The 21,474-nt window shown below is 71.8% G+C and carries 23 protein-coding genes and 1 pseudogene; 18 read left to right on the forward strand and 6 right to left on the reverse strand.

Features of this window, described 5'->3' with window-relative positions; all coding sequences use genetic code 11:
• Positions 1-15 precede the first annotated feature (15 nt).
• The gene (gene aat, locus ABDZ66_RS09695) at positions 16-636 is read right to left on the reverse strand and encodes a leucyl/phenylalanyl-tRNA--protein transferase (protein ID WP_343758238.1); all 621 of its coding nucleotides are present in this window, start codon (positions 634-636) and stop codon (positions 16-18) included.
• Position 637: 1 nt separating this feature from the next.
• The gene (locus ABDZ66_RS09700) at positions 638-1,093 is read right to left on the reverse strand and encodes a PaaI family thioesterase (protein ID WP_343758240.1); all 456 of its coding nucleotides are present in this window, start codon (positions 1,091-1,093) and stop codon (positions 638-640) included.
• Between the two features lie 103 nt (positions 1,094-1,196).
• Between ABDZ66_RS09700 and recF the strand changes: the two genes are divergently transcribed.
• The 12 genes from recF to ABDZ66_RS09760 all read left to right on the forward strand — a co-directional run bounded on the left by recF (position 1,197) and on the right by ABDZ66_RS09760 (position 13,805).
• A complete protein-coding gene (recF, locus tag ABDZ66_RS09705) occupies positions 1,197-2,333 on the forward strand; it encodes a DNA replication/repair protein RecF (protein ID WP_343758242.1) in 1,137 nt (378 codons plus the stop codon).
• Positions 2,330-3,199 carry a DciA family protein gene (locus tag ABDZ66_RS09710; RefSeq protein WP_343758243.1) on the forward strand — a complete coding sequence of 290 codons (870 nt, stop codon included), beginning with the start codon at positions 2,330-2,332 and terminating at the stop codon, positions 3,197-3,199. The genes recF and ABDZ66_RS09710 overlap by 4 nt, the downstream gene beginning before the upstream one ends.
• 103 nt (positions 3,200-3,302) lie before the next feature.
• Entirely contained in the window at positions 3,303-3,998 is a 696-nt protein-coding gene (locus tag ABDZ66_RS09715) for a MogA/MoaB family molybdenum cofactor biosynthesis protein (protein ID WP_343758244.1), read from the forward strand.
• A gap of 40 nt (positions 3,999-4,038) precedes the next feature.
• Positions 4,039-4,809, forward strand: coding sequence for a hypothetical protein (locus tag ABDZ66_RS09720; RefSeq protein WP_343758245.1), 771 nt, complete (start codon positions 4,039-4,041; stop codon positions 4,807-4,809).
• Positions 4,810-4,874: 65 nt separating this feature from the next.
• Positions 4,875-5,969 carry a tRNA pseudouridine(13) synthase TruD gene (truD, locus tag ABDZ66_RS09725; RefSeq protein WP_343758247.1) on the forward strand — a complete coding sequence of 365 codons (1,095 nt, stop codon included), beginning with the start codon at positions 4,875-4,877 and terminating at the stop codon, positions 5,967-5,969.
• Positions 5,966-6,337, forward strand: a complete 372-nt coding sequence (locus ABDZ66_RS09730; RefSeq protein WP_343758249.1) for a hypothetical protein — start codon at positions 5,966-5,968, stop codon at positions 6,335-6,337. Before truD ends, ABDZ66_RS09730 begins: the two co-directional genes overlap by 4 nt.
• Before the next feature lie 81 nt (positions 6,338-6,418).
• Positions 6,419-6,931 carry a DUF3293 domain-containing protein gene (locus ABDZ66_RS09735; RefSeq protein WP_343758251.1) on the forward strand — a complete coding sequence of 171 codons (513 nt, stop codon included), beginning with the start codon at positions 6,419-6,421 and terminating at the stop codon, positions 6,929-6,931.
• A 41-nt stretch (positions 6,932-6,972) separates the two neighbouring features.
• Positions 6,973-8,772 carry an ATP-binding protein gene (locus ABDZ66_RS09740; RefSeq protein ID WP_343758253.1) on the forward strand — a complete coding sequence of 600 codons (1,800 nt, stop codon included), beginning with the start codon at positions 6,973-6,975 and terminating at the stop codon, positions 8,770-8,772.
• A 241-nt stretch (positions 8,773-9,013) separates the two neighbouring features.
• On the forward strand, positions 9,014-10,273 hold the full coding sequence (locus ABDZ66_RS09745) for an ABC transporter substrate-binding protein (RefSeq protein WP_343758256.1): 1,260 nt from the start codon (positions 9,014-9,016) through the stop codon (positions 10,271-10,273).
• A gap of 350 nt (positions 10,274-10,623) precedes the next feature.
• Entirely contained in the window at positions 10,624-11,553 is a 930-nt protein-coding gene (locus ABDZ66_RS09750; protein WP_343758258.1) for a carbohydrate ABC transporter permease, read from the forward strand.
• A gap of 18 nt (positions 11,554-11,571) precedes the next feature.
• Positions 11,572-12,423 carry a carbohydrate ABC transporter permease gene (locus ABDZ66_RS09755; protein ID WP_343758260.1) on the forward strand — a complete coding sequence of 284 codons (852 nt, stop codon included), beginning with the start codon at positions 11,572-11,574 and terminating at the stop codon, positions 12,421-12,423.
• Positions 12,424-12,653: 230 nt separating this feature from the next.
• Positions 12,654-13,805 (forward strand): branched-chain amino acid ABC transporter substrate-binding protein, encoded by a 1,152-nt coding sequence (locus tag ABDZ66_RS09760; protein ID WP_343758262.1) that lies wholly within the window; start codon positions 12,654-12,656, stop codon positions 13,803-13,805.
• Between the two features lie 82 nt (positions 13,806-13,887).
• Here ABDZ66_RS09760 and pfkA read toward each other — a convergent pair whose 3' ends face one another.
• The 4 genes and pseudogenes from pfkA to ABDZ66_RS09780 all read right to left on the reverse strand — a co-directional run bounded on the left by pfkA (position 13,888) and on the right by ABDZ66_RS09780 (position 16,611).
• On the reverse strand, positions 13,888-14,919 hold the full coding sequence (pfkA, locus tag ABDZ66_RS09765) for a 6-phosphofructokinase (protein ID WP_343758264.1): 1,032 nt from the start codon (positions 14,917-14,919) through the stop codon (positions 13,888-13,890).
• 12 nt (positions 14,920-14,931) lie between these two features.
• Positions 14,932-15,828: a 16S rRNA (cytidine(1402)-2'-O)-methyltransferase gene (gene rsmI, locus ABDZ66_RS09770; RefSeq protein ID WP_343758344.1), complete on the reverse strand. Its 897-nt coding sequence runs from the start codon at positions 15,826-15,828 to the stop codon at positions 14,932-14,934.
• A 175-nt stretch (positions 15,829-16,003) separates the two neighbouring features.
• A pseudogene (locus ABDZ66_RS17275) lies at positions 16,004-16,186 on the reverse strand (hypothetical protein); the annotation flags it as partial.
• Positions 16,183-16,611, reverse strand: a complete 429-nt coding sequence (locus tag ABDZ66_RS09780) for a hypothetical protein (RefSeq protein WP_343758266.1) — start codon at positions 16,609-16,611, stop codon at positions 16,183-16,185. The gene ABDZ66_RS09780 and the pseudogene ABDZ66_RS17275, both read right to left, overlap by 4 nt.
• A 141-nt stretch (positions 16,612-16,752) precedes the next feature.
• Between ABDZ66_RS09780 and ABDZ66_RS09785 the strand changes: the two genes are divergently transcribed.
• From ABDZ66_RS09785 to abxC, 6 genes are all read left to right on the forward strand, one after another.
• Entirely contained in the window at positions 16,753-17,193 is a 441-nt protein-coding gene (locus ABDZ66_RS09785) for a 23S rRNA (pseudouridine(1915)-N(3))-methyltransferase RlmH (RefSeq protein ID WP_343758268.1), read from the forward strand.
• Between the two features lie 67 nt (positions 17,194-17,260).
• Positions 17,261-17,917: a GNAT family N-acetyltransferase gene (locus ABDZ66_RS09790; RefSeq protein WP_343758270.1), complete on the forward strand. Its 657-nt coding sequence runs from the start codon at positions 17,261-17,263 to the stop codon at positions 17,915-17,917.
• Positions 17,918-18,115: 198 nt separating this feature from the next.
• Complete coding sequence (locus ABDZ66_RS09795) at positions 18,116-18,586, forward strand: hypothetical protein (protein ID WP_343758272.1); 471 nt, start codon at positions 18,116-18,118, stop codon at positions 18,584-18,586.
• 240 nt (positions 18,587-18,826) lie between these two features.
• Entirely contained in the window at positions 18,827-19,750 is a 924-nt protein-coding gene (locus ABDZ66_RS09800) for a phospho-N-acetylmuramoyl-pentapeptide-transferase (protein WP_343758274.1), read from the forward strand.
• A gap of 80 nt (positions 19,751-19,830) precedes the next feature.
• Entirely contained in the window at positions 19,831-20,730 is a 900-nt protein-coding gene (locus tag ABDZ66_RS09805) for a class I SAM-dependent rRNA methyltransferase (RefSeq protein ID WP_343758346.1), read from the forward strand.
• 70 nt (positions 20,731-20,800) lie between these two features.
• Entirely contained in the window at positions 20,801-21,445 is a 645-nt protein-coding gene (gene abxC / locus ABDZ66_RS09810; RefSeq protein ID WP_343758276.1) for a monothiol bacilliredoxin AbxC, read from the forward strand.
• Positions 21,446-21,474: the final 29 nt, after the last annotated feature.

Below are 21,474 nucleotides of genomic sequence, written 5' to 3' on the forward strand. Positions count from 1 at the left end.
CCTGTTCCCCGCCCCTTACAGGCTGACGTCCAGCGGCAGGGCCGCGCCGAGCAGCGCGCCGTACCGCTCGGTGCCGATCTCGCGGACGCCCAGCGTCTCCAGGTGCGGGTTCTGGATCTGGGCGTCCAGCAGGATGAACCCGCGCGCGTGCAGGTGCGCGGCCAGGTGAATCAGCGCGGCCTTGCTGCCGTTGGTGACGCGGTGGAACTTGCTCTCGGCGATGAACGCGCCGCCCAGCGCGAGCCCCAGCACCCCGCCCGCCAGTTCGCCGCCGCGCCAGACCTCGAAGGAGTGCGCCAGGCCCTGCGCGTGCAGGTGAAGGTACAGGGCGGCGAGTTCGTCACTGATCCACTCGCCGTCGCGCGGGGCGCTGCCGGGCAGGTCGCCGCGGCAGCCGGCCAGCACGTCCGGGAAGGCCGTGTCCACGCGCGGCTCGAACCGTTTCAGGTCGCGGCGCAGGCGCCGGGCGACGTGCAGGCCGTCCGCCTCGGTCAGCGGCACCACCGCGCGGTTCTCGACGGAGTACCACATCAGGCCGTCGCCGTTGTCCATCAGGAACGCCCCGGACGCGTAGTGGCGGGCCACCTCGCGGGTCAGGGGGTCCGGGTGGGTCAGGAAGGTGCGGGCGGGCGGCAAGTCACCCTCCGGCCGGCACGGGCCTGGGGTACAGGACCGCCTGCGTGCAGCGGAACAGGGCCATCAGCCGGCCGTCCGGGCCGCTCACCTCGGCGTCCCAGACCTGGGTGGTGCGGCCGGCGTGGACCTTGCGGGCCTCGCAGGTGACGGTGCCCTCGCGGGCCGTGCCGAGGTGGTTGCTCTTGAGCTCGATGGTGGTAAAGCCGCTGGCGTCGGCGGGCAGCAGCATCCGCGTGCCGTACCCGCAGGTGGTGTCGGCCAGCGCGACGACGCTCGCGGCGTGCAGGAAGCCGTTCGGGGCGAGCAGTTCGGGCCGGACGGTCAGTTCGCTGCGCAGCAGTCCCGGGCCGGCGTGCGTGAAACGGATGCCGATCAGGCCGGGCAGTCGCCCGGCACCGAAGGCAGTCAGGGCCTCCGGGGTGGGCAGCGGGGTCGGGAAGTGGTCGGGGGCGCTCATGCCTCCCAGCCTACCCCGCTCCTCCCGGCGGCCCGGCCGGCAGTGGGCGGGCTCCTGTGACCGACGCCCCTGTGCGGGTCCCGCAGCGGCCTAGAATGGGAGGGTGCGTCTCGATTCGTTGTCCACCCTGAACTACCGGAACCTCGCGCCGTGCACCCTGGCGTTTCCGGCCGGCGTGACAGGCGTGTTCGGCGAGAACGGGGCTGGCAAGACAAACCTGCTCGAAGCCGCGTACCTGGCCCTGACCGGCCTGACCGACGTGACCCGCCTGGAACAGCTGGTGCAGCAGGGCGAGGCCGAGGCGTACGTCCGTGCCGACCTGGAAAGCGGCGGGAGCCTCAGCGTGCAGGAGGTCGGGCTGGGCCGCGGGCGACGCCAGCTGAAACTGGACGGCGTGCGCGTGCGGACCGGGGACCTGCCGCGCGGGAGCGCGGTGTGGATCCGCCCGGAGGACAGCGAACTGGTGTTCGGGTCCCCGTCGGGACGGCGGGCATTCCTGGATTCGCTGCTGTCGCGCCTGAGCGCCCGCTACGCCGAGCAGCTCGCGCGGTACGACCGGACCGTGTCGCAGCGCAACGCGGCCCTGCGCGGCGGCGAGGAGTGGGCCATGCACGTCTGGGACGAGTCGCTGGTGCGGCTGGGCAGCGAGATCATGCTGTTCCGCCGCCGGGCACTCGTGCGCCTGAACGAACTGGCGGCCGAGGCGAACGCCGCGCTCGGCAGCCGCAAATCCCTGACGCTGACCCTGACGGAATCCACGACGCCCGAATCGTACGCGCAGGACCTGGGCGCGCGCCGCGCGGAGGAACTCGCGCGGGGCAGCACCGTGACCGGCCCGCACCGCGACGACCTGCTGCTGACGCTGGGGGAGTTCCCGGCGAACGAGTACGCCAGCCGCGGCGAGGGCCGCACGGTCGCGCTCGCGCTGCGGCGCGCGGAACTCGAACTGCTGGCCGAGCGGTTCGGGGAGCGGCCGGTCCTGCTGATCGACGATTTCTCAGCGGAACTCGACCCGGTGCGGCGGTCGTTCCTGCTGGAACTGGCGGGCAGCGTGCCGCAGGCGATCGTGACCGGCACCGAGCGCGCGCCGGGCGCGGCGCTGACGCTGCGGGCGCAGTCGGGCCGTTTCACGCCCGACCTGCCCGACGGGACCGGCCCGGAGGAGGTGGGCACGCACGGGGCCGAAGACGGGGACGGCGCGGACGGCCTGAGTCCCGCGCCCGTGCAGGTGGGCGCGTGACCCGCGGCCGCCGCTTGAGCGGCCCGCGCGCCATCGGGGACCTCATGGGCGCCACGCTGGGCACCGCCCGCATCGCGCGGGGAATCGAGCGGGCGCGCGCCATCCTGCTGTGGCCGCAGGCGGTCGGACCGGAGATCGCGCGTCTCACGCGGCCCCGCACGCAGCAGGGCGGCACGCTGTTCGTGGAGGTGCGTGACAGCGCCACCGCCCACCACCTGAGCATGCAGCGCCACCATTTCATGAAGGCGCTCAATGCCCTGATGCCGGACCAGCCGATCAGCGAGATCCGCTTCAGCGTGGGCACCGTGAAGGGCCCGGTCGCGGCGCCCACGCCCGCACCGCTGCCCGCCCCGGACCGGGCGCGGGCGCGGCAGCTGGTCGAGGGCGTGCAGAGCGAACGCAGCCCCGAACTCCGGGGCGCGGCGCTGCGGGCCGCCGAGGCGATCACCCGCGCCCGGAAGTGGCGGGAGGAGCAGGGCTGGCGTCCGTGCCCGGTGTGCGGTGAGGCCAGCCGTGAGCAGCCGTGCCGGGCCTGCACGCTGACCCTGGACGACCCGAACGTGCGCCGCGCCGCGCGGCTGCTGCAACGCTGGCCGGAGAAACTGCCGGACCTGCACGGCACCCTGGGAGACAGCGGAGCGGGCGCGGCGCGTTTCCTGGCGTTGCAGCAGCTCGAGGGGCAGCTGGACCTGCTGGCGCTGGAGTGCGTGCGCAGCGGGCACGAAGACGGCTACCGGGAATTCCTGGCGCAGCAGGCGGACGTGTTCATGGCGCTCACGCTGCGGCGCACGCGGGCGCAGCTGCGCCCGTCCGACCGCTCGCTGCTGCCGGACAGTGCCCGCAGCGTCCTGAACGCCGGACGCTGAGGCCGGCCGCCCCGGGCAGGGTTCCTTGGCCGGGTCTCCCCCGACCGGGTGGATGGGTGAATCCGCCTGCATTCACGCGCCGGGAGCGGGGTATCGTGACGGCATGACCGACCTGAGTAAACCCGCGCCCCGTGCCCCCGAGCCTGCCGCGACGCCGGGCGGCGCGGCGTCCAGTGACGCGCACCGCGCGGCGGGTCCTCAGTCCGTGCGGGTGGCGGTCCTGACGGTCAGTGACACGCGGACACCCGAGACGGACACCAGCGGGCAGTACCTGCTGGCCGAACTGCGCGGGCAGGGGCACGAGGTGGTCGCGTACCGCGTGGTGCGCGACGACGCGGTCGAGATCCGCTCGGCGCTGGTGGCCTTCGCGCGCGAGGCGACGGTCGTGCTGTCGAGCGGCGGGACCGGCATCACCGGGCGGGACGTGACGGTCCCGGTCGTGGAATCCATGATCACCAAGCCCATCCCGGGGTTCGGGGAACTGTTCCGGATGCTGTCGTACCAGCAGGTGGGCGGGGCGGCCATGCTGTCCCGCGCGGTGGGGGGACTGGTGCGCGGCGCGGTGGTGTTCGCGGTGCCCGGCAGCCTGAACGCCGTGAAGACCGCCTGGGAAGGCATCCTGCGGGACGAGATCGGGCACCTGGCGTTCGAGGTGACGCGGCACGGACAGCCGGGCGTGCTGGCCGCGCCACCGGCCCACACCCCGGCGGACGCGCCGGCGCTCCCGCCGGCCCCGCAGCCCGGCGCGGGTGGGGGCGTCGCGGCCGGGCTGGGCCGTCACCGCAAGGGACCGCAGTGAGCCGTGGGGGACCGGTGACCGCCGGCCGGGACGGGCGACCGTGCCGGGCCTGAGCGGACCGCTGCTGCTGGCCCTGGCGCTGATCGGCGTGTACTGGCTGGCGCGGGTGGGGCGCGCGGCGCGGCTGGCCCTGCGGCCCGCGCAGGCGTGGTGGGCGGTGCCGGGGCTGGCGCTGCTGCTGCTTGCGCCGCTGCTGGACCTGCCGGCGCTGTTCGGGCTGGGAGCGGCGCTGCTGCTGCTGTCCGAGTTCGCGCCCGGTGCGTTCCGGCCCGCGCCGGCGCAGCTGCCGGGCCGCTGGGAGCAGGCCGGGTGGCCGCTGGTGAGCGCCGTGCTGGGCGCGGGCCTGCTGGCCGGCGGGAGCGGGACGGGCGCGGCGGGGGCCGCGTGGCTGCCGCTGGCCGTCTCGGCGCTGCTGGCGGGCGGGGCGGGCCTGCTGGGCGCGGCGCTGACGCCGCTGCACCGGCGCGCGCCGCTGGGTTTCCAGGTCCGCTGGAACCGCACGGTCACGCCCGAGTGGCCGGACCTGAGCGTCACCGTGACGGATCAGGGGGCGTACCTGAAGAACATTTCCGGGCGGGCGCTGCGGCTGGCCGGCTGGTCCCCGGCGGGCCTGAACGCGTGGTACCGGGTGCGGGAGGCGGGGGGGCGGCCGCTGCTGGAACTGCGCTCGGGTCAGGAGGCGCTGCTGCCGCTGACCGCGCAGGACAGCGGCGTGCGCGTCTGGTACGCGCCGCTGCGGGTGGACGAACCGCACCTGTTCCGCGCCGACTGGACCCCCCCGGACCGCGCCGACGCCCGCGTCCTGAACTGAAGCGGGCGTGAAGGTTCCCTGATGGTTTTGCAGGGTTTTTCACGCCCGTCCGGGAATCTCGGGGTATGGTGGGCAACATCGTGAGTCTGGTGTTTGACTGGTCGGCGCTGCGCGCCCTGACAGAAGGGCCGGGAACCGGCGGAATCCTCCGCCAGGAACCCGGCGATTTCCGTGTGGAGGAAGTGCCTCTGTACCTGCCGTCCGGTGAGGGCGAGCACCTGTTCGTGCAGTTCGAGAAGACCGGACACACGACCGCGCACGTCCTGCGGGAACTGGGCGTGCAGATCGGCGTGCGCGACCGTGACATCGGCGTGGCCGGCCTGAAGGACCGGCACGCGGTCACCACGCAGTGGATCAGCCTGCCGGGCAAGGTGGAAGGGCGCCTGGGGTCGTTCACGCTGGACGGCGTGCGGGTGCTGCAGGTGTCGCGGCACACGAACAAGCTGGGCATGGGGCACCTGCGTGCCAACCGTTTCGTGGTGCGGGTGCGCGGCGCGGCCGGTCAGGCGGACGCCGCCCGGCAGACGCTGGCGCTGCTCGCGGCGCGGGGCGTACCGAACTACTTCGGGCCGCAACGGTTCGGGCTGGGCGGCCTGAACGCCGAGGAGGGCCTGCGGGTCGTGCGGGGCGAGTCGCGGGTGCGTGATCCGCGCGTGCGGCGTTTCCTGACCACGGCGCTGCAGAGCGTGGTGTTCAACGGGTTCGTGAACCTGCGCCTGGAACGCGGCGTGTTCGACGGGCTGCTGGCCGGAGACATGGCCAAGAAGCACGACACGGGCGGCGTGTTTCAGGTCGAGGACGCCGCGCAGGAGACGCCGCGCGCGCTGCGGGGCGAGGTCAGCGCGACCGGTACGCTGTTCGGCAAGAAGGTCAAGCCCCTGACCCTGGACGCCGGGGTGCTGGAGCAGCAGGCGCTGGCGGCGCTGGGCCTGTCGGCCGGGATGTTCTCGTCACGCAAGGGGGACCGCCGCCTGACGCGGGTGTTCCCGGAGGACGTGAGCCTGACCCCGGAAGATGACGGGTTCACGGCCGCTTTCACCCTGCCGCGCGGGAGTTTCGCGACGAGCGTGCTGCGGGAGATCATGAAGACCGACGTGGACGCCGCCGGCAGCCCCGACGGGGACCCGGAGGACGCCGGGGCACTGGAGGACACCGAATGAGACTGACACCGCTGCTGTGCGGGGCGGCGGCCCTGCTGCTGACCGTGCCGGCGCAGGCCGCGACCGGCCGGTCCCTGACCCTCAAGCCCACGCACGGGGGGGCGCTGCTGACCGGTACGCTGTCGGTATCGAAGGCGGATGAACTGACGGGCGTGTGGAGCAGTGTGGGGCGCGCCCGCCTGATGCGCTGCTCGCCGAGCTGTCAGGTGGTGACGGCCGTGCCGGTGCCCGGCACGCTGACGCTGAACGATTCGACCGGGTACCGCATCGTGCTGGGCGGCACGTTCCGGGCCGGGCAGAAGGTGAGTCTGGTGCTGCGCTACCGCAACGCGCAGATCGTGAACCTGAGCGCCACCGTCGCGCACTGAGGGCAGGTGGAGGGCCGCGCCGGGCAGACGCCCCCGCCCCGGGCGGGACGGGCGTGACACGCGGCGTCTGGCAGGGGTGCCGTGGACGGCGGTGATGGGCGGGTGCCGCTGGAACGGGGCGTGAGCGTGCCGGGCGGGGGCCTGCCGGATCCGGCGCTGCGGGCGGCGTTCCTGGCGGCCCGTTACGGCACGGCCGGGTCCGGTGCGTTCCTGGACCGTGAACGTGGCGGGGGGCCTGCACCGGACTGGGCGGGGCGCGGCTGGGGCGTCGTGACTGCCTGGAATCCGGCCGGGCAGCCGCGGGGCCGCGCGGCGAACGAGGCCGCGCAGCGGCGGCTGCGGGCGGCGTCCCGCTGGGCGTTCCGGGAGGGCGTGAACGGTGAGGGTGAGTGGCAGGAGCCCAGCCTGATCCTGGGCGGTGTCCGGCTGCGTGACGTGGTGGCGCTGGGCGTGGCGTTCGGGCAGGCGGCGGTGCTGTGGGGGGCGGGGCAGCGCGTGGCCCTGGTGTGGCTGCCGGCGTCCGGGGTGGAGGCCGCGCGTGTGGAACGCTGGTGGCTGCGGCCGGCGACGGCGCCCGTCACGGATGCCCGGTGACCGGGCGCAGGTGGGGGCCGGGCGCTGTATAGTGGCCGATTGTGACGCTGGACGCTGCTGACGCCATTTCGCCGCTGGGGGTGCTGCCTCCGGCCGGGCCGACGTGCATTCACCTGCCGCTGAACGTCTCTCCCGAGGACCTCGCCCGCTACGCCGTGGGCCTCGCGAACGCGCGCGGCGGAACGGTGCTGGTGGGCGTGGACGTTCTGGACCTGCCGCCCGGCGCGGAACGGGACGCGGGGGAACTGCATCCGCTGATGGTGACGCACGCGATCTTCGAACTGTCTGGCGGCCGGCTGACCGTGAACGTGCAGCACCACCGGCTGCCGGGGGGCGCGCGGGTGCTGGCGGTGTTCGTGCCGCAGGGACCGTACGTGCTCGCGGCGCCGGATGGATCGGTGATCGCCTGGGACGGGGCGCACCTCGTGCCGGTCACGCCGTCCGAGGCGGAACCGGTCGCGGATCAGGACTTCACGGCGACCGTGCCGCCGGACGCCTCGCTGGCGGACCTGGACCCGGCGGAGGTTGCGCGGCTGCGTGGCCTGGGGCGCCGGGCGAGCGCGTCGAACCTGCCGGACCTGGATTTCCTGCAGGAACTGGGGTTGCTGGTGCCCAGCGGCGGGGCGCTGCGGCCCACGCTGGCGGCGATCCTGCTGGCCGGGACGCCGGCGGCGCTGCGGGCGCACGTGCCGCAGGCGGAGGTGTGCTTCTACCATCACCACACGCCGGACGTGGAGTTCCAGTTCCGGGAGGACCTGCTGCGGCCCATTCCGGCGCTGCTGACGCGGCTGGCCGAACTGATCCAGGCCAGGAACCGCTTCACGCCGGTGCAGGTGGGTCTGTTCCGCATCGAGGTGTGGGATCAGGACGAGGCGGTGTACCGCGAGGCGCTGCTGAACGCGCTGACGCACCGGGATTACACGCTGCGCGACGCGGTGCATGTGCATCACTTCCCGGACCGGCTGGAGATCATGAACCCGGGCGGGCTGCCCGGGGGGATCACGCCGGGGAACATCCTGCGCCACCAGCCCAAGCGCCGCAACCCGCTGCTGGCCGAGGTGCTGGCGCGCCTGGGTCTGGTCGAGCGGGCCGGGGTGGGCGTGGACAAGATGTACTCGCTGATGCTGCGGCACGGGAAGGAACCGCCGGAGTTCACGACCTACCCGGACTCGGTGACGCTGGCGCTGCACTCGCCGGGTTTCGACGCGGAGTTCGTGCGGTTCGTGGCCCGCAAGCAGGAGGAGATGCAGACCCTGTCGCTGGACGTGCTGATCGTCCTGAGTCTGCTGGCACGCGAGGGCGAGGCCACCCGCGCGACCCTGGCGCGCGCCCTGCAGCTGCCGGAGGACCGCACGCCCCGCCTGCTGCGCGGGATGGAGGAGCATGGCCTGATCGGCCGGGCCGGGGTGGGCCGCGGGATCGCGTACGTGCTGGGCGAGGAGGTGCGCCGCGCGCTGGGCCGTGAGCGGCCGGTGCCCGCCGCGCCCGTCCCGGCCGGCGAGGAGCCGGGCGCCGCGCCGGGTGGGGGTGCGCCGGAACCGTCTGGCGTGCGGGAGGCCGGCGTCGGGCCGGCCCGGGGTCCCCGCGCCGGGGGACGGACTGCGGCGCGCCGCTCCCCGCGCGCGCCCCGTGATGAGTCCGGGCCGAGCGCGGCCGAGGTGCGCGCCATCGCGCTGGCGCTGGCGCGTGAGCGCGGGCGGGTGCGGAACGTGGACCTGCGCGAGGCCTGCGGGCTGAGTACGCAGCAGGCGTGGCGGACCCTACGGCGGCTGGTGCAGGACGGTCTGCTGCGGAAGCTGGGCAGCGGGACCCGCGACGCGGCGTACGAACTGCGCGCCTGATCCGGCCGCGCGGCGGGGGGTGAGGGGGAGGCCTGTGCAGATGGGCGTTCCGGTCGTCTGGCAGCGGCGGCGGCGGTGGGTGGTCGGGGCTGCACCCCCGATGCGCGCAGGGGCATGGAACTGTTTCCATTGACAGTGCCGGGTGGGACATGTACGCTTGGGACACCTGAAGTTAATACACGTGGAACCGCTTCCCGGATGAAGCGGGCTGGGCCTGTCCAGCACCCACCAAGGGGGATGCATGAAGAAAGTTATTGCACTCGTGAGCCTCACCGCCGCCATCGCCGCCAGCAGCAACGCCAGCGCCGTCACCGTGACCCTGGCCTGCGGGGCCGTCGGCCAGGAACTTCAGCTCTGCAAGGACGGGGCCGCCCGCTGGGCCAAGAAGACCGGCAACGAGGTCAAGATCTTCGAGAGCCCCAACCTCACCAACGACCGCCTGGGCCTGTACCAGCAGCAGCTCGCCGCCAAGAGCAGCGACATCGACGTCTACCAGCTTGACGTCGTGTGGCCCGGCCTGCTCGCCCAGCACTTCGTGGACCTGAAAGGCAAGGTGCCGGCCGCCGAGGTGAACGCGCACTTCAAGGGCATCATCGACGCCAACACCGTGAACGGCAAACTGGTCGCCATGCCCTGGTTCACCGACGCCGGCCTGCTGTACTACCGCACCGACCTGCTCCAGAAGTACGGCTTCAAGAGCGCCCCCAAGACCTGGACCGAGATGGCCCTGATGGCCAAGAAGATCCAGGACGGCGAGCAGAAGACCAACAAGGCCTTCACCGGCTTCGTCTGGCAGGGCAAGAACTACGAGGGCCTGACCTGCGACGCCCTGGAATGGGTCGTCAGCTTCGGCGGCGGTACCATCGTGGACAGCAGCGGCAAGATCACCATCAACAACGCCCAGGCCGCCAAGGCGCTCGACAGCGCCGCCAGCTGGATCAAGACCATCAGCCCCGCCGGCGTCACCACCTACGCCGAGGAAGAAGCGCGCGGCATCTTCCAGGCCGGCAACGCCGCCTTCATGCGCAACTGGCCCTACGCCTGGGCGCTCGGCCAGGGCGACGACTCCAAGGTCAAGGGCAAGATCGGCGTGGCCCCCCTGCCCAGCGGCGGCAGCCGCAACGCCGCCACCCTCGGCGGCTGGCAGCTCGGCGTGAGCAACTACAGCAAGAACCAGGCCGCCGCCATCGACCTCGTCCGCTACCTCGCCGGCCCCGCCGAGCAGAAGATCCGCGCGATCGAGGGCACGTACAACCCCACCATCACCACCCTGTACAAGGACAAGGACATCCTGAAGGCCAACCCCTTCTTCGGCAGCCTGTACAGCGTGTTCACCAGCGCCGTGGCGCGTCCCTCCGGCCCCACCAAGAGCAAGTACAACCAGGTCTCCCAGGCCTTCAGCACCGCCGTCAGCGACGTGCTGAACGGCAAGATGAAGGGCCAGGCGGCCGTGGCGAAACTCAGCACCGACCTCGCCCGCATCAAGGGCCGCGGCTGGTAAGCCCCGCACACCCGCACCTCTGATACAGACCCGGGCCCGCAGGTCAGCACCGACCTTCCGATCCGAGCGGACGCAGGCAGAAGAGTCACGGCTTCCGGGCGTGGGATCGGCCACTCGGCGCAGTTCCGAGTGATCAACCAAGCAGACGGCCTCCGGATGAGAAGCCAAGCGGGGGGGACGCCCAGACTCTGGGATGTCTCCCCCGCCTGCCGTTCCCCCCGACCCGGCCCCCACAGGCGGCGCGTACACTGCCCACACGCCCCCGCCCGCTCCGGCTTCCGTCGCCCGCCCGACCGTTCCCGGCCCCCACGTCCCCGCCCTGAACCCGCGCCAAAGGAGGCCACCCGACCATGACCGTCAAGACTCCCGTTCCAGCCGCGCCCGTGAAATCACGCGGCATCGAAGCGGCCCGCGCCCGGACGGCCCTGTGGCTGCTGCTGCCCACCCTGATCGCCATTGCCCTGGTCGCCGGGTACCCGCTGTACCGGACCATCTACTTCTCGCTGTTCGAGGCGAACCTGACCAGCCCGGACCAGCGGACGTTCATCGGGCTGGGGAACTTCTGGTTCACCACCGAGGACGGCGTCGCGCTGGGCTTCCTGCAGGACCCCAAGTGGTGGGGCGCCGTGAAGAACACCCTGCTGTTCACCGTGGTGTCGGTGTTCCTGGAAACGGTGTTCGGCATGATCATCGCGCTGGTCGTGAACAGCGCGTTCAGGGGACGCGGGTTCCTGCGGACCGCCATGCTGGTTCCCTGGGCGATTCCCACGGTCGTGTCGGCGCAGATGTGGGCGTACCTGTACAACGACTCCTTCGGCCTGATCGGGCGCGGCCTGCTGGGCGGCCAGGCGGTCCTGGCGAACACCGACAGCGCCATCTGGGCGCTGATCGCCGTGGACGTCTGGAAGACCACGTCCTTCATGGCGCTGCTGATCCTGGCCGGCCTTCAGAGCCTGCCCAGCGACATGTACGAGGCGGCCGACATGGACGGCGCGAGCAAATGGACGCAGTTCTGGCGCCTGACGCTGCCGCTGCTGCGCCCGGCGCTGCTGGTCGCGCTGGTGTTCCGCAGCCTGGACGCCCTGCGCGTGTTCGACGTGATGTCCGTGATGCTGGGGAACGTGAACGCCGCCAGCACCAGCATGACCGGTTACGCCCGCCAGGCGCTGATCGACAACCAGCTGCTGGGCCTGGGCAGCGCCGTCAGCGTCGCCGTGTTCGTGATCATCATGGTGATCGTCGTGATGTACGTCACCGCCTTCCGCGTCAAGTTCGACTGATTCCCAGGAGGTGACCCCATGAACCTGAAAAACACCAACCCCACCCTGTACTACCTGCAACGCGCCGGCTTCTACCTGCTGGTCCTGGTGATCGGCGTGTACCTGCTCGCCCCGTTCTTCTGGGCGGTCCTGACCAGCCTGCGCTCGCCCGGCGACCTGTTCCTCACGCCGCTGGAATTCATCGGTGCCAGGACGACCTTCAGCAACTACGCGGACGTGTTCGCCAACCCGAACTTCCAGCGGGGCCTGATCTACTCGCTGATCGTGGCGGTCGGCTCGGTCGCCATCAGCCTGCTGCTCGGCGCGTTCTCCGCGTACGCGCTGGGCCGCTTCCGCTTCAGCGGCAAGAGCATCGTCATGTACGTGATCCTGGCGGTCAGCGTGTTCCCGCAGATCGCGGTGCTCTCGGGCCTGTACACCCTGATCAACAACCTGGGGCTGTACAACAACCCGCTGGGCCTGATCCTGTCGTACCTGATCTTCACCATTCCGTTCACGGTCTGGGTGCTGACCAGCTTCGTGCGCGACATCCCGGGCGAGCTGGAGGAAGCGGCCCTGGTGGACGGCGCCAGCCCCCTGCAGACCCTGTTCCTGGTGCTGTTCCCGGTCATGATGCCGGCGCTGGTCACGACCGGCCTGCTGGCCTTCATCAACGCCTGGAACGAGTACCTGTTCGCGCTGACCTTCACCAGCACCAACCGCACGGTGCCGGTCGTGATCGCCAACTACTCGGGCGCCACGCAGTTCGACCAGCCGTGGGGGCAGATCATGGCGGCCAGCATCGTCGTCACGGTGCCGCTGATCATCCTGGTGCTGGTGTTCCAGCGCAACATCGTCTCGGGCCTGACCGCCGGGGCCGTCAAGGGCTGAAGCCCACCCCACCGCGCCCGCTCTTCCTGCGTCCCCGCCAAACCCGGCGGGGACGGGTCTTTTCCGCGGGCCGCACCCGCACCTGTGTAGACGCCCGGGGGGGCACGCAGGCACATCTGGCTGGACATCCCGCTCCGGCCGCGTCCACCGCCCCTATGCTCGAACGGCGACCGCACATGGGCTTCACCGCTCGCACTTCCCGCCCATGCGCCCGACACGAGGAGTTCCACATGTCTGCTACCCGAAAGACCGTCACCCTGGCCGCACTGCTGCTGGGATCCGGCGCCAGCGCCCAGGGCACCATCAAGATCGCCACCCTCTCCCCGCTGTCCGGGGCACTCAGCAGCCTGGGCAGCCAGGTCCGCAACGGCACCCAGCTGGCCGTCACCGAGGCCGCGCCCGCCTTCGCGAAACTGGGCCTGAAGGTGCAACTCGTCGCGTTCGACGATCAGGCCGACCCCGCCACCGGCACCGCCGCCGCCCGCAAGATCGCCGCCGACCGGCAGGTACTGGCCGTGATCGGCGCGCTGAACTCCGGCGTCACCATCCCCGCCAGCGCCGCCCTGAACAGCAGCCACGTGGTCATGGTGAACTCTGCCAGCACCGCCAATCAGGTCACGGACCGCGGGCTGCGGAACATCAACCGCATCGTGCCGCGCGACGACGCGCAGGGACCCGCCGGGGCCAGCTTCCTGCGCGGAACCCTGAAGGCCCGGAAGGTCTACCTGCTGAACGACAAGACCGCCTACGGGGAAGGCCTGGCCAACGAGGTGGAACGCCGCCTGAAAGCAGACGGCGTGAAGGTCCTGACGAACGAGGGCACCGAGGAGAAAAGCGACTTCACGGCCGTGATCGCCAAGATCCGCCTTCAGAAACCCGACGCGATCTACTTCGGCGGCGTGTACAACCAGGTCGGGGTGTTCCTGCGGCAGCTGCGCGGCGCGGGCGTCATGGTCCCGGTGGTCGGCGGTGACGGCCTGGACAGCAGCGAGCTGAGCAGGATCGCCGGTCCCGGCGCGCGGGACGTGTACTACACCACCACGGCCGCGCCGGTCGACTCGCTCCCGAGCGCCCGGACCTTCGCGGCGGCATACCGCAAGACCTTCGGAACGGCCCCGCAGGGCTTCGCCGTCTTTGGGTACGACGCGGCCCGCGTGGCCCTGCAGGGCGTCCTGGCTGCCGCCCGCGCAAACGGCAACCGCGCCCCCAGCCGCGAGCAGGTCGAGCGTGCCGTGCGGCGCGGCACGTACACGGGCCTGACCGGCACGGTCGCCTTCAACAGCGTCGGCGACCGCCGCGAGGCGAAACTGTACGTCATGAAACTCAGCGGCTCCAGGGCCACCCTGAGCACCACGGTCAAGGTGCAGGCCCCGGCCCGCTGACCCGCGGCGCGGGGAGCCGGAAGCACGCCCTCATACGGACTCGGACTGAACGGCTTTGTAAGCCATTCAATCGGAGTCCGTATCAGATGCTGAGGGTCTTGGCGCAGCGGTACAGGTCGCGGTTGACGTCCTTGCGTTTCTCCCAGGTGTCGCTCAGGGGAATGAAGGTGATGGTGTGGTTCTGGCGGCCGACCATGACGTCGCTGCGCCCTTCCATCAGGGCGTACACGGCGGCCTCGCCCAGGCGGCTGGCGAGCACGCGGTCGCTGCTGACGGGGCTGCCGCCGCGCTGGATGTGGCCCAGGATGCTCACGCGGGTTTCCATGCCGGTCCCGGCCTCGATGGCGTCCGCGACGCCCTGCGCGCCGCCCGGGTAGCCCTCGGCGACGATGATGATGCTGCCGGTCTTGCCCTTGGCGACGCTTTCCTTGACGACGTCCACGACGCAGCTGACGTCCTTGGCGTCCTCGGGGATGAAGACCTCCTCGGCGCCGCCGGCCACGGCGACGTCCAGGGCGATGTGCCCGGCGTGGCGGCCCATGACCTCGATCACGAAGATGCGTTCGTGGCTGGCGCCGGTGTCGCGGAGTTTGTCCACGGCGTCCAGGGCGGTCTCGACGGCCGTGAAGTACCCGATGGTGTGGTCGGTGCCGTACAGGTCGTTGTCGATGGTGCCGGGCACGCCGATCACGGGAATGCCGTGCTCCTGCTGGAGGTAGTGGGCGCCGTGGAAGCTGCCGTCCCCGCCGATGACGATCAGGCCGTCCACCTGGCGGTCGCGCAGGTGCTGTGCGCCGCGTGCGCGGCCTTCCGGGGTGCGCCAGGTGTGGCTGCGGGCGGTCAGGAGGATGGTGCCGCCGCGCTGGATGGTGTTGGCCACGTCGCGCGGGCCGAGGATCTGCAACTCGCCGCGGTGCAGGCCGGAGAAGCCGCGGCGGACGCCGACGACCTCGATGCCCTCGGACGTGGCGGTGCGGACGACGGCGCGGATGGCGGCGTTCATGCCGGGGGCGTCGCCGCCGCTGGTGAGGACGGCGACGCGGCGCACACCGGCGGGGTTGGGGTGACGGTGGGGTTCAGCGGTGAGGGCGGGGGTGGGATGCTGATCGGTCATAGGGGCCTCGTTTCATGGGCGGCGTGACGACGGACCGGCCTGGGTGCCGGTTGCCTGTAACGCCAGGGCATATGCGTCATTCTTACGCAAACCCTGCGAAACGAGAAGGTCACGTATATCCCTCACCCCCAGGCCCTGGGCGGCCCAGGCCTGCGCCTGCCCCAGGTGATCGACCTGCGCGGCCTCGGCGGCGGCCTCGGCCTCGCTGCGGCCCGCGACGACCACGGCGATCTCGCCGCGCACGCCGCCGCCGAAATGGGCGGCGAGTTCGCGCAGGGTGCCGCGCGCCGTCTCCTCGAAACGTTTGCTGAGTTCGCGCGTCACGCTGGCCGCCCGGCCCTCCCCGCAGGCCTGCGCGAGGTCCAGCAACGTGGCCTGCAGGCGGTGCGGGCTCTCGTACAGCACGGTGGTCTCCGCGCGGGCGGCGATGGCCGACAGCCGCTCCTTGCGGTCCCGGCCACTGCGCGGCAGGAAACCCTCGAAGGTGAAGCGCCCGCCGGGCAGGCCCGACAGGACCAGCGCCGGCACGAAGGCGGTCGCGCCGGGCAGCACCTCGACAGGAATGTCGGCGGCGACGGCCGCCTGCACGAGTTCCGCGCCGGGATCGCTGATGCCGGGCGTGCCGGCGTCACTGACGTACGCCAGGCGCGGGTGCTTCTCGAGCACCTGCGGGGCGCGGCGCATGGTGTGCGCGTCCAGCCGCACCAGCGGTTTGCGGATGCCCAGGTGCGTCAGGAGCGCGCCGGTGCGGCGGGTGTCCTCGCAGGCGACCGCGTCGGCGGCCCGCAGTACCTCCAGGGCGCGCAGGGTGATGTCCCCCAGGTTGCCGACCGGGGTGGGGACCAGCCACACGCGCGCGCCGTCCGGGAGTTCCAGGGGTGCGGCGTCCGGCGGGATCGGGTCGGCCATGCCGTCCTCGCCGGGAAGGTCGGTGTCCGTCTGGTCCGGGGATGCCGGCCCGGTCCGGGGATCAGTCATTGGCGACCCGCGGTCCCCGCCCGTACCCGAGCGCGGCCTGCCCGAGTCCGGCGGCGGCGCTGCTGGCCTGTTCGCCCACGCGGGTGGCCTGCTCGCTCAGGGTGGCGGCCAGTCCGGTGTTCGGCTTCAGGCGCACCTTGACCTTGCGGGGCCGCTTGAGGACGTTGGTGATGCGGGCGCGCAGCAGTTCGCCCTCCCCGACAGTGACGGTCACGACCGTGCCTTCCGGCAGGCGGCCCCCGATCACGACGACCACGCCGTTTTCCACGACGCCCTTGTAGGCTTTCATGCTTCCCTCCTCTGGGCGCGGCGCTGACGGCGCTCGGCACTGGACAGCGCTTCACGCAGCGCGACGATTTCCGATTCGCGGGCTCCGCCCAGACGGGCGTACCGGTCGATGACCTCGGCGGCCTCGCGGCGGCGGTCCAGGCGCAGCAGCAGGCTGCCCAGGTGCTCACCTCCCACGAAGTAGGAACGGGGATTCTGCGGGTCGGCCGCCACCTGCGCGCGTGCGGCCGCCAGCCGCTCCAGGTGAACGCGGTGCCGGTTGACCTGCCAGCGCACCAGGAAGGTCGCCAGTCCGAAGGTCAGGACCGCGCCCATGACCGACACGGACACCGCCTCGGGCACGCCGACGGCCGAGCCGACACGCACGGTCAGCGGAAAGCAGAACGCCAGGACGACCAGGACCGCCAGGGTCGCCGCGTAGTTCACGCGGTCCCTGCCGGACCGGTCGGCCACCGGGAGGCTGCCAGGATCGTCGGGCCTATCATGATCGACAGTCTAGCGGGCCGGAGCGCGCCGCGCCGTGCGGGCCTCCGGATTCCGGCGGGGCGCGGGTGTACCCTGGCGGGCGTGCGTCTTCACCTGATCACCGTCGGAGAACCGAAACTCGCCTACGCCCGCGCCGGGTGGGACGAGTACGAGAAGCGGCTGCGGCGCTACCACAAGGTGCAGGTGACCCGCGTGAGCGGCCGCTCGCAGGCGCAGGAGAGCGAGGCGGTGCGCCGCGCGGCCGGCAAGTCGCCGCTGGTGCTGCTCGACCCGCGCGGGCAGCAGTTCACGAGCGAGGCCCTGAGCGCCTACCTGGACGCGCAGGCGCTCGGTGGCGTGGGGGAACTGGCCTTCGCGATCGGCGGGCCGGACGGCCACACGGACGACCTGCGGGCCTCGGCGCACGCCCTGTGGAGCCTGGGCCTGCTGACCCTGCCGCACGACCTGGCGATGGTGGTGCTGGCCGAGGCGCTGTACCGGGCGAGCACCATCAGTGCCGGGGAACCGTACCACCGCGGCTGACCCGCCGCGGCCGTGGTCAGCACCTGCGCGACGTCAGGGTACGCGCCGGGCCGTTACGATGAACCGCGTGAACGTTCCCCCGGCCGGTTCCGTCCCCATGGTCCTTCCCACCGAGCCGCTCCCGGAGGCGGAGTGGCTGCGCGCGCCGGTCCTGTCCGGGCGGACCGTGACGCTCGAGGCGCTGCGCGAGGAGCACGCCGCGGACCTGAGTGCCGGCGCGACCCCCGACACGCTGCGGTTCCTGGCGCGCGGCGGACCGGCCGACGCGACCCCGCAGGCCTGGGCGGCGTACGTGGCGCACCTGAACGCGCTGCCGCGCCGCGTGAACTTCGCGGTGCGCCTGAACGGCCCGGCGGGGCCCGGCGCGGCGGTGGGCCGCATCAGTTTCAGTGAGGTGAACGCCGCCGACGGCTGGGCCGAGATCGGCACGATGCTGCTGCCGGGGGCGCAGGGAACGGCCGTGAATCCGGAATCCAAACTGCTGCTGATGACGCGGGCCTTCGAGGTGCTGGGGGCCGGGCGGGTGCAGTTCAAGGTGGACGCCCGCAACGAACGCAGCCTGCGGGCCATGGCGCGGCTGGGCGCGGTGCAGGAGGGCGTGCTGCGCGCCTACCAGCGCCGACCGGACGGATTCACGCGGGACTCGGTGATGTTCAGCGTGCTGGCCGCCGAGTGGCCGGCGGTGAAGGCCGGGTTGCTCGCGCGGCTGCACCGCCCGGCCTGAGCGGACGCCCCCGGCGGGTGGATGGTCGCGGTGTTCCGGCTGGCCGCCGGGAGCGTGGGCGCGCGGAAACGTCCGCTGGGGCGGTGGCGGCGTGCGTGCTGCCCGGCCGGGATGACCGGCGGGTGACCGGGCGACCGGGACAGCACATGAGAAGCGGGTCAAGATTGCCACAATGCGTTTGCTAGGCTCGGAGGCACGATGCCTCGCGCCCGCCTCTCCCCTGCCACGCTCCTGATCCTGAGCGTCCTGACCCTCTCCCTCGGCCGCGCCCCGGCGCTGATCGTTCCCATGACCGGCTGGACCCCCCAGAACGGAGACGCCAACTACTGGGCCGACGCCCGCGGGGAGTGCGTGCTGCGCGAGGAACGCCACGGTCAGGCCTTCCCCACCTTTACCTCCCCGGACGAGGCGCGCAGCTTCGCGCTGAAACTCCAGTCGTCGCTGGGACGGACCGTCAGCAACGTGGTCACGCAGCCGGTGGACCGCGCCGGCAGCTGGGGCGTGCTGGCCGCGTACGACTACCAGCAGTCGGGAGTGAAGTACCGCGTCAGTCAGCTGTTCCTGAGTGACAGCGGCGTCCTGCGGACCGTGACCGGCAGCAGCGCCGCGCTGGCCGCGTCCGGCTGCGCGACCGACATGCGCGACTTCATCCGCTACCTCGCCAACTGATACGGACTCCGATTGAATGGGTTGCAAAACCCGTTCAATCCGAGCGGATGCGAGTGGGAACAACACGGGTTCCGGACGTGGAGCTGACAATCCGGTGAAGTTCCGGATTGTCAGCGAAACAAACGGAATCCGTATGCTCGCCGCGGACGCGTGCGGCTGGGGTGGGCGGGAGCGTGCCGGGTGCGTGGTAGGCTCCACGGTTGAGATGAATGTTCTGCGTCCAGTCCGGGTGGTGCGGCCATGATGGTCGTCACGGCGATTCTTTCGTGGTTCCTGGTGGGCCTGTTCGTGCGGGTCAGCCGGGCACGTGGCTGGGGCCAGAAGGTGCGCGTGGACGGCCCGCAGACGCACCTGGTGAAGGAGGGCACGCCCACGGCGGGCGGCGTGCCGTTCGTGCTGGCCATGGCACTGGTGTTCTTCCCGCTGTACCTGACCGGGCACGCGGGCGGGCCGCGCGAACTGATCATCATGCTCGCGGCGCTGGCGATGGGCGTGATCGGCGGCATCGACGACCTGCTCAAGATCCGCTCGCGCATGACCGGGCGGGGACGCACGGAACTGCTGGCCCGTGAGAAGTTCCCGTTGCAGTTCGTGGTGTCGCTGGCGTTCGCGTACTTCGCCGCGCCGCTGGCCTCGCATGAACTGCTGCCCAGCCTGGGGCCGGTCGCCGACGTGATCCTGCTGACGCTGGTGATGGTCGGCAGCGTGAACGCCTTCAACTTCACGGACGGCCTGGACGGCCTGCTGGGCGGCGTGGCGATCATCGTGCTGCTGCCGCTGCTGGCGCTGTCGCCGGTCAGTGCGCTGCTCTCGGCGGCGTTGCTGGGGTTCCTGTGGTTCAACGCACACCCGGCACGGGTGTTCATGGGCGACATGGGCAGTCACGCGATCGGCGCCGTGGCGGCCGGCGCGTACGTGCTGTACGCCGACGTGTGGCTGCTGCCACTGGCGGCGATCATTCCGGTCGTGGCGGTCCTGAGCGTCGTGATTCAGGTCGTGTCGTTCAAGACGCGCGGCAAGCGGGTGTTCAAGATGTCGCCCATCCAGCATCACTTCGAGCACGCGGACGTCGGCTGGCCGGAAACGCACGTCACCATGCGCTTCTGGGTGATCACGGCGGTCGCCACGGCCGCCACCTGGTGGATTCTGGGCGGGCGCCCTTGACCCCCGCCGGGGACGCGCGGCTGGCCGGGACGCTGCGTGCCCTGCCGGGCCTGTTCGCAGCGCGGGCGTACCTGCCGTCCATGGGAACCACCGTGTACCGCGCCGCGCACCAGACCGAGACGGACGGCCTGTTCACGCTGGACGTGGCCGGGGACGCCGGCATCCTGAGCCTGTACGCGCCGCTCGCGCCGCACGAGGAGGCCGCGCTGGCCGGCGCCTGCGCCCGCGCCGGGGGACTGGCGGCCGTGTACCTCAAGCGCCGCCCCGTCGAGGCCCGGCACGCCGCGAACGTCGAGCGCGAGTACCTGTCCCCCCCGGAACCCGTGTGGGGTGAGGCGCGCGCCGAGGTCACGGCGCTGGAGAACGGCGTGCCGTTCCTGATCCGGCCCGGCGCGGACCTGAGCGTGGGCCTGTTCACGGACGCCCGCCCGGCGCGGGCCTGGGTCCGCGAACACGCCGCGCACGGCGAGGGGCGGGTGCTGAACACCTTCGCGTACACCTGCGGGTTCGGCCTGAACGCCGCGCTGGGGGGCGCGGCGGTCGTGAAGAACGTGGACCTGTCCCGCAAGGTGCTGGCCTGGGGGCAGGCGAACTACGCCCTGAGCGGCCTGCCGGCGCCCGACACCGACTTCCTGTTCGGGGACGTGTTCGGGTGGTTCACGCGGCTCGCGCGGCGCGGCGCGCAGTTCGATCTGGTGATCCTGGACCCGCCCAGTTTCGCGCGGAGCAACGCCGGCACGTGGCGTTCCGAGCGGGATTACGGGCGGCTGATGACGCTGGCGGCGGGCGTGACCGCGCCGGGCGGGCGGGTACTCGCCCTGCTGAACCACGCGGGCGTGACCCCCGGCACCTTCGAGCGGCTGGCCTGGGCGGGACTGGAGGAGGCGGGCCGGTCGGGGCGCATCACGGCGCACCTGGGGGCCGGTGAGGATTACCCGGGCGCGACGCACCTCAAAGCGCACGTGTGGTCCCTGGACTGACCGGTGCGTGCGGCCCGGGAATCGCGAGCGGTATCACTTCGCTTTGTAAAGCGGGCGCTATGCTGTGGGCATGACCCAGACCGCGCAGAACGAACCGCAGGTGCTTGTCCCCCTGACCACCCCCGAGGAAGTCGATCAGTTCCTGACGGAGTACCCGCTGGCCGCCGTGTTCAAGGCCGGCACCTGCCACAAGACCATGCAGGGCTTCGGCGTGCTCGAAACGTTCCTGCAGCGCCACGAGCTGCCCGTGGGCTTCATCCGGGTGGTGGACTGGCGTCCGGCCAGCAACCACGTCGCGCAGCTCACCGGCATCATGCATCACAGCCCCCAGCTGATCCTGTTCCAGGACGGTCAGCCGCGCTTCGAGGTGAACAACTGGGACATCACGCCCGAGGCGCTCGCGCCGGTGTTCGCGCAGCACGTCCCGGTCCGCGCGGGCCAGGGCAGCGTGGCCACCGACGACAACGCCGAGCCGTACCGCCGCCTGATGCGCGCCTTCCTGGACGGACAGCTCAGCGAGTGGGCCTTCCAGGACCAGTACGTGAACATGTTCCGTGACGACGCCAGCCTGCGCAGCCAGCGGGAATTCGAGCTGCTCTCGCGCCTGTTCGGTGATCCCGACGCCTACCACGGCGGCCTGCACCAGCTGGGCGCCCCGCAGGAACGCGGTGACCTGAAGGCCCGCGTGCAGGCGCTGCTGACCGAACTCGGCTGATGCGGACCCGGATTGAATGACCAGAACCA

The sequence above is a fragment of the Deinococcus depolymerans genome (genome assembly GCF_039522025.1).
In the GTDB taxonomy this organism is placed as follows: Bacteria; Deinococcota; Deinococci; order Deinococcales; family Deinococcaceae; genus Deinococcus; species Deinococcus depolymerans.

Excerpts from the sequence above, each read along its gene's own strand:
- ABDZ66_RS09715 (WP_343758244.1), top strand. The coding sequence starts at position 3,303 with ATGACCGACCTGAGTAAACCCGCGCCCCGTGCCCCCGAGCCTGCCGCG.
- ABDZ66_RS09795 (WP_343758272.1), top strand. The coding sequence starts at position 18,116 with ATGCCTCGCGCCCGCCTCTCCCCTGCCACGCTCCTGATCCTGAGCGTC.
- ABDZ66_RS09760 (WP_343758262.1), top strand. The coding sequence starts at position 12,654 with ATGTCTGCTACCCGAAAGACCGTCACCCTGGCCGCACTGCTGCTGGGA.
- ABDZ66_RS09750 (WP_343758258.1), top strand. The coding sequence starts at position 10,624 with ATGACCGTCAAGACTCCCGTTCCAGCCGCGCCCGTGAAATCACGCGGC.
- ABDZ66_RS09800 (WP_343758274.1), top strand. The coding sequence starts at position 18,827 with ATGATGGTCGTCACGGCGATTCTTTCGTGGTTCCTGGTGGGCCTGTTC.
- truD (WP_343758247.1), top strand. The coding sequence starts at position 4,875 with ATGGTGGGCAACATCGTGAGTCTGGTGTTTGACTGGTCGGCGCTGCGC.
- ABDZ66_RS09805 (WP_343758346.1), top strand. The coding sequence starts at position 19,831 with ATGGGAACCACCGTGTACCGCGCCGCGCACCAGACCGAGACGGACGGC.
- ABDZ66_RS09730 (WP_343758249.1), top strand. The coding sequence starts at position 5,966 with ATGAGACTGACACCGCTGCTGTGCGGGGCGGCGGCCCTGCTGCTGACC.
- ABDZ66_RS09745 (WP_343758256.1), top strand. The coding sequence starts at position 9,014 with ATGAAGAAAGTTATTGCACTCGTGAGCCTCACCGCCGCCATCGCCGCC.
- abxC (WP_343758276.1), top strand. The coding sequence starts at position 20,801 with ATGACCCAGACCGCGCAGAACGAACCGCAGGTGCTTGTCCCCCTGACC.
- ABDZ66_RS09755 (WP_343758260.1), top strand. The coding sequence starts at position 11,572 with ATGAACCTGAAAAACACCAACCCCACCCTGTACTACCTGCAACGCGCC.
- ABDZ66_RS09700 (WP_343758240.1), bottom strand. The coding sequence starts at position 1,093 with ATGAGCGCCCCCGACCACTTCCCGACCCCGCTGCCCACCCCGGAGGCC.
- pfkA (WP_343758264.1), bottom strand. The coding sequence starts at position 14,919 with ATGACCGATCAGCATCCCACCCCCGCCCTCACCGCTGAACCCCACCGT.
- rsmI (WP_343758344.1), bottom strand. The coding sequence starts at position 15,828 with ATGGCCGACCCGATCCCGCCGGACGCCGCACCCCTGGAACTCCCGGAC.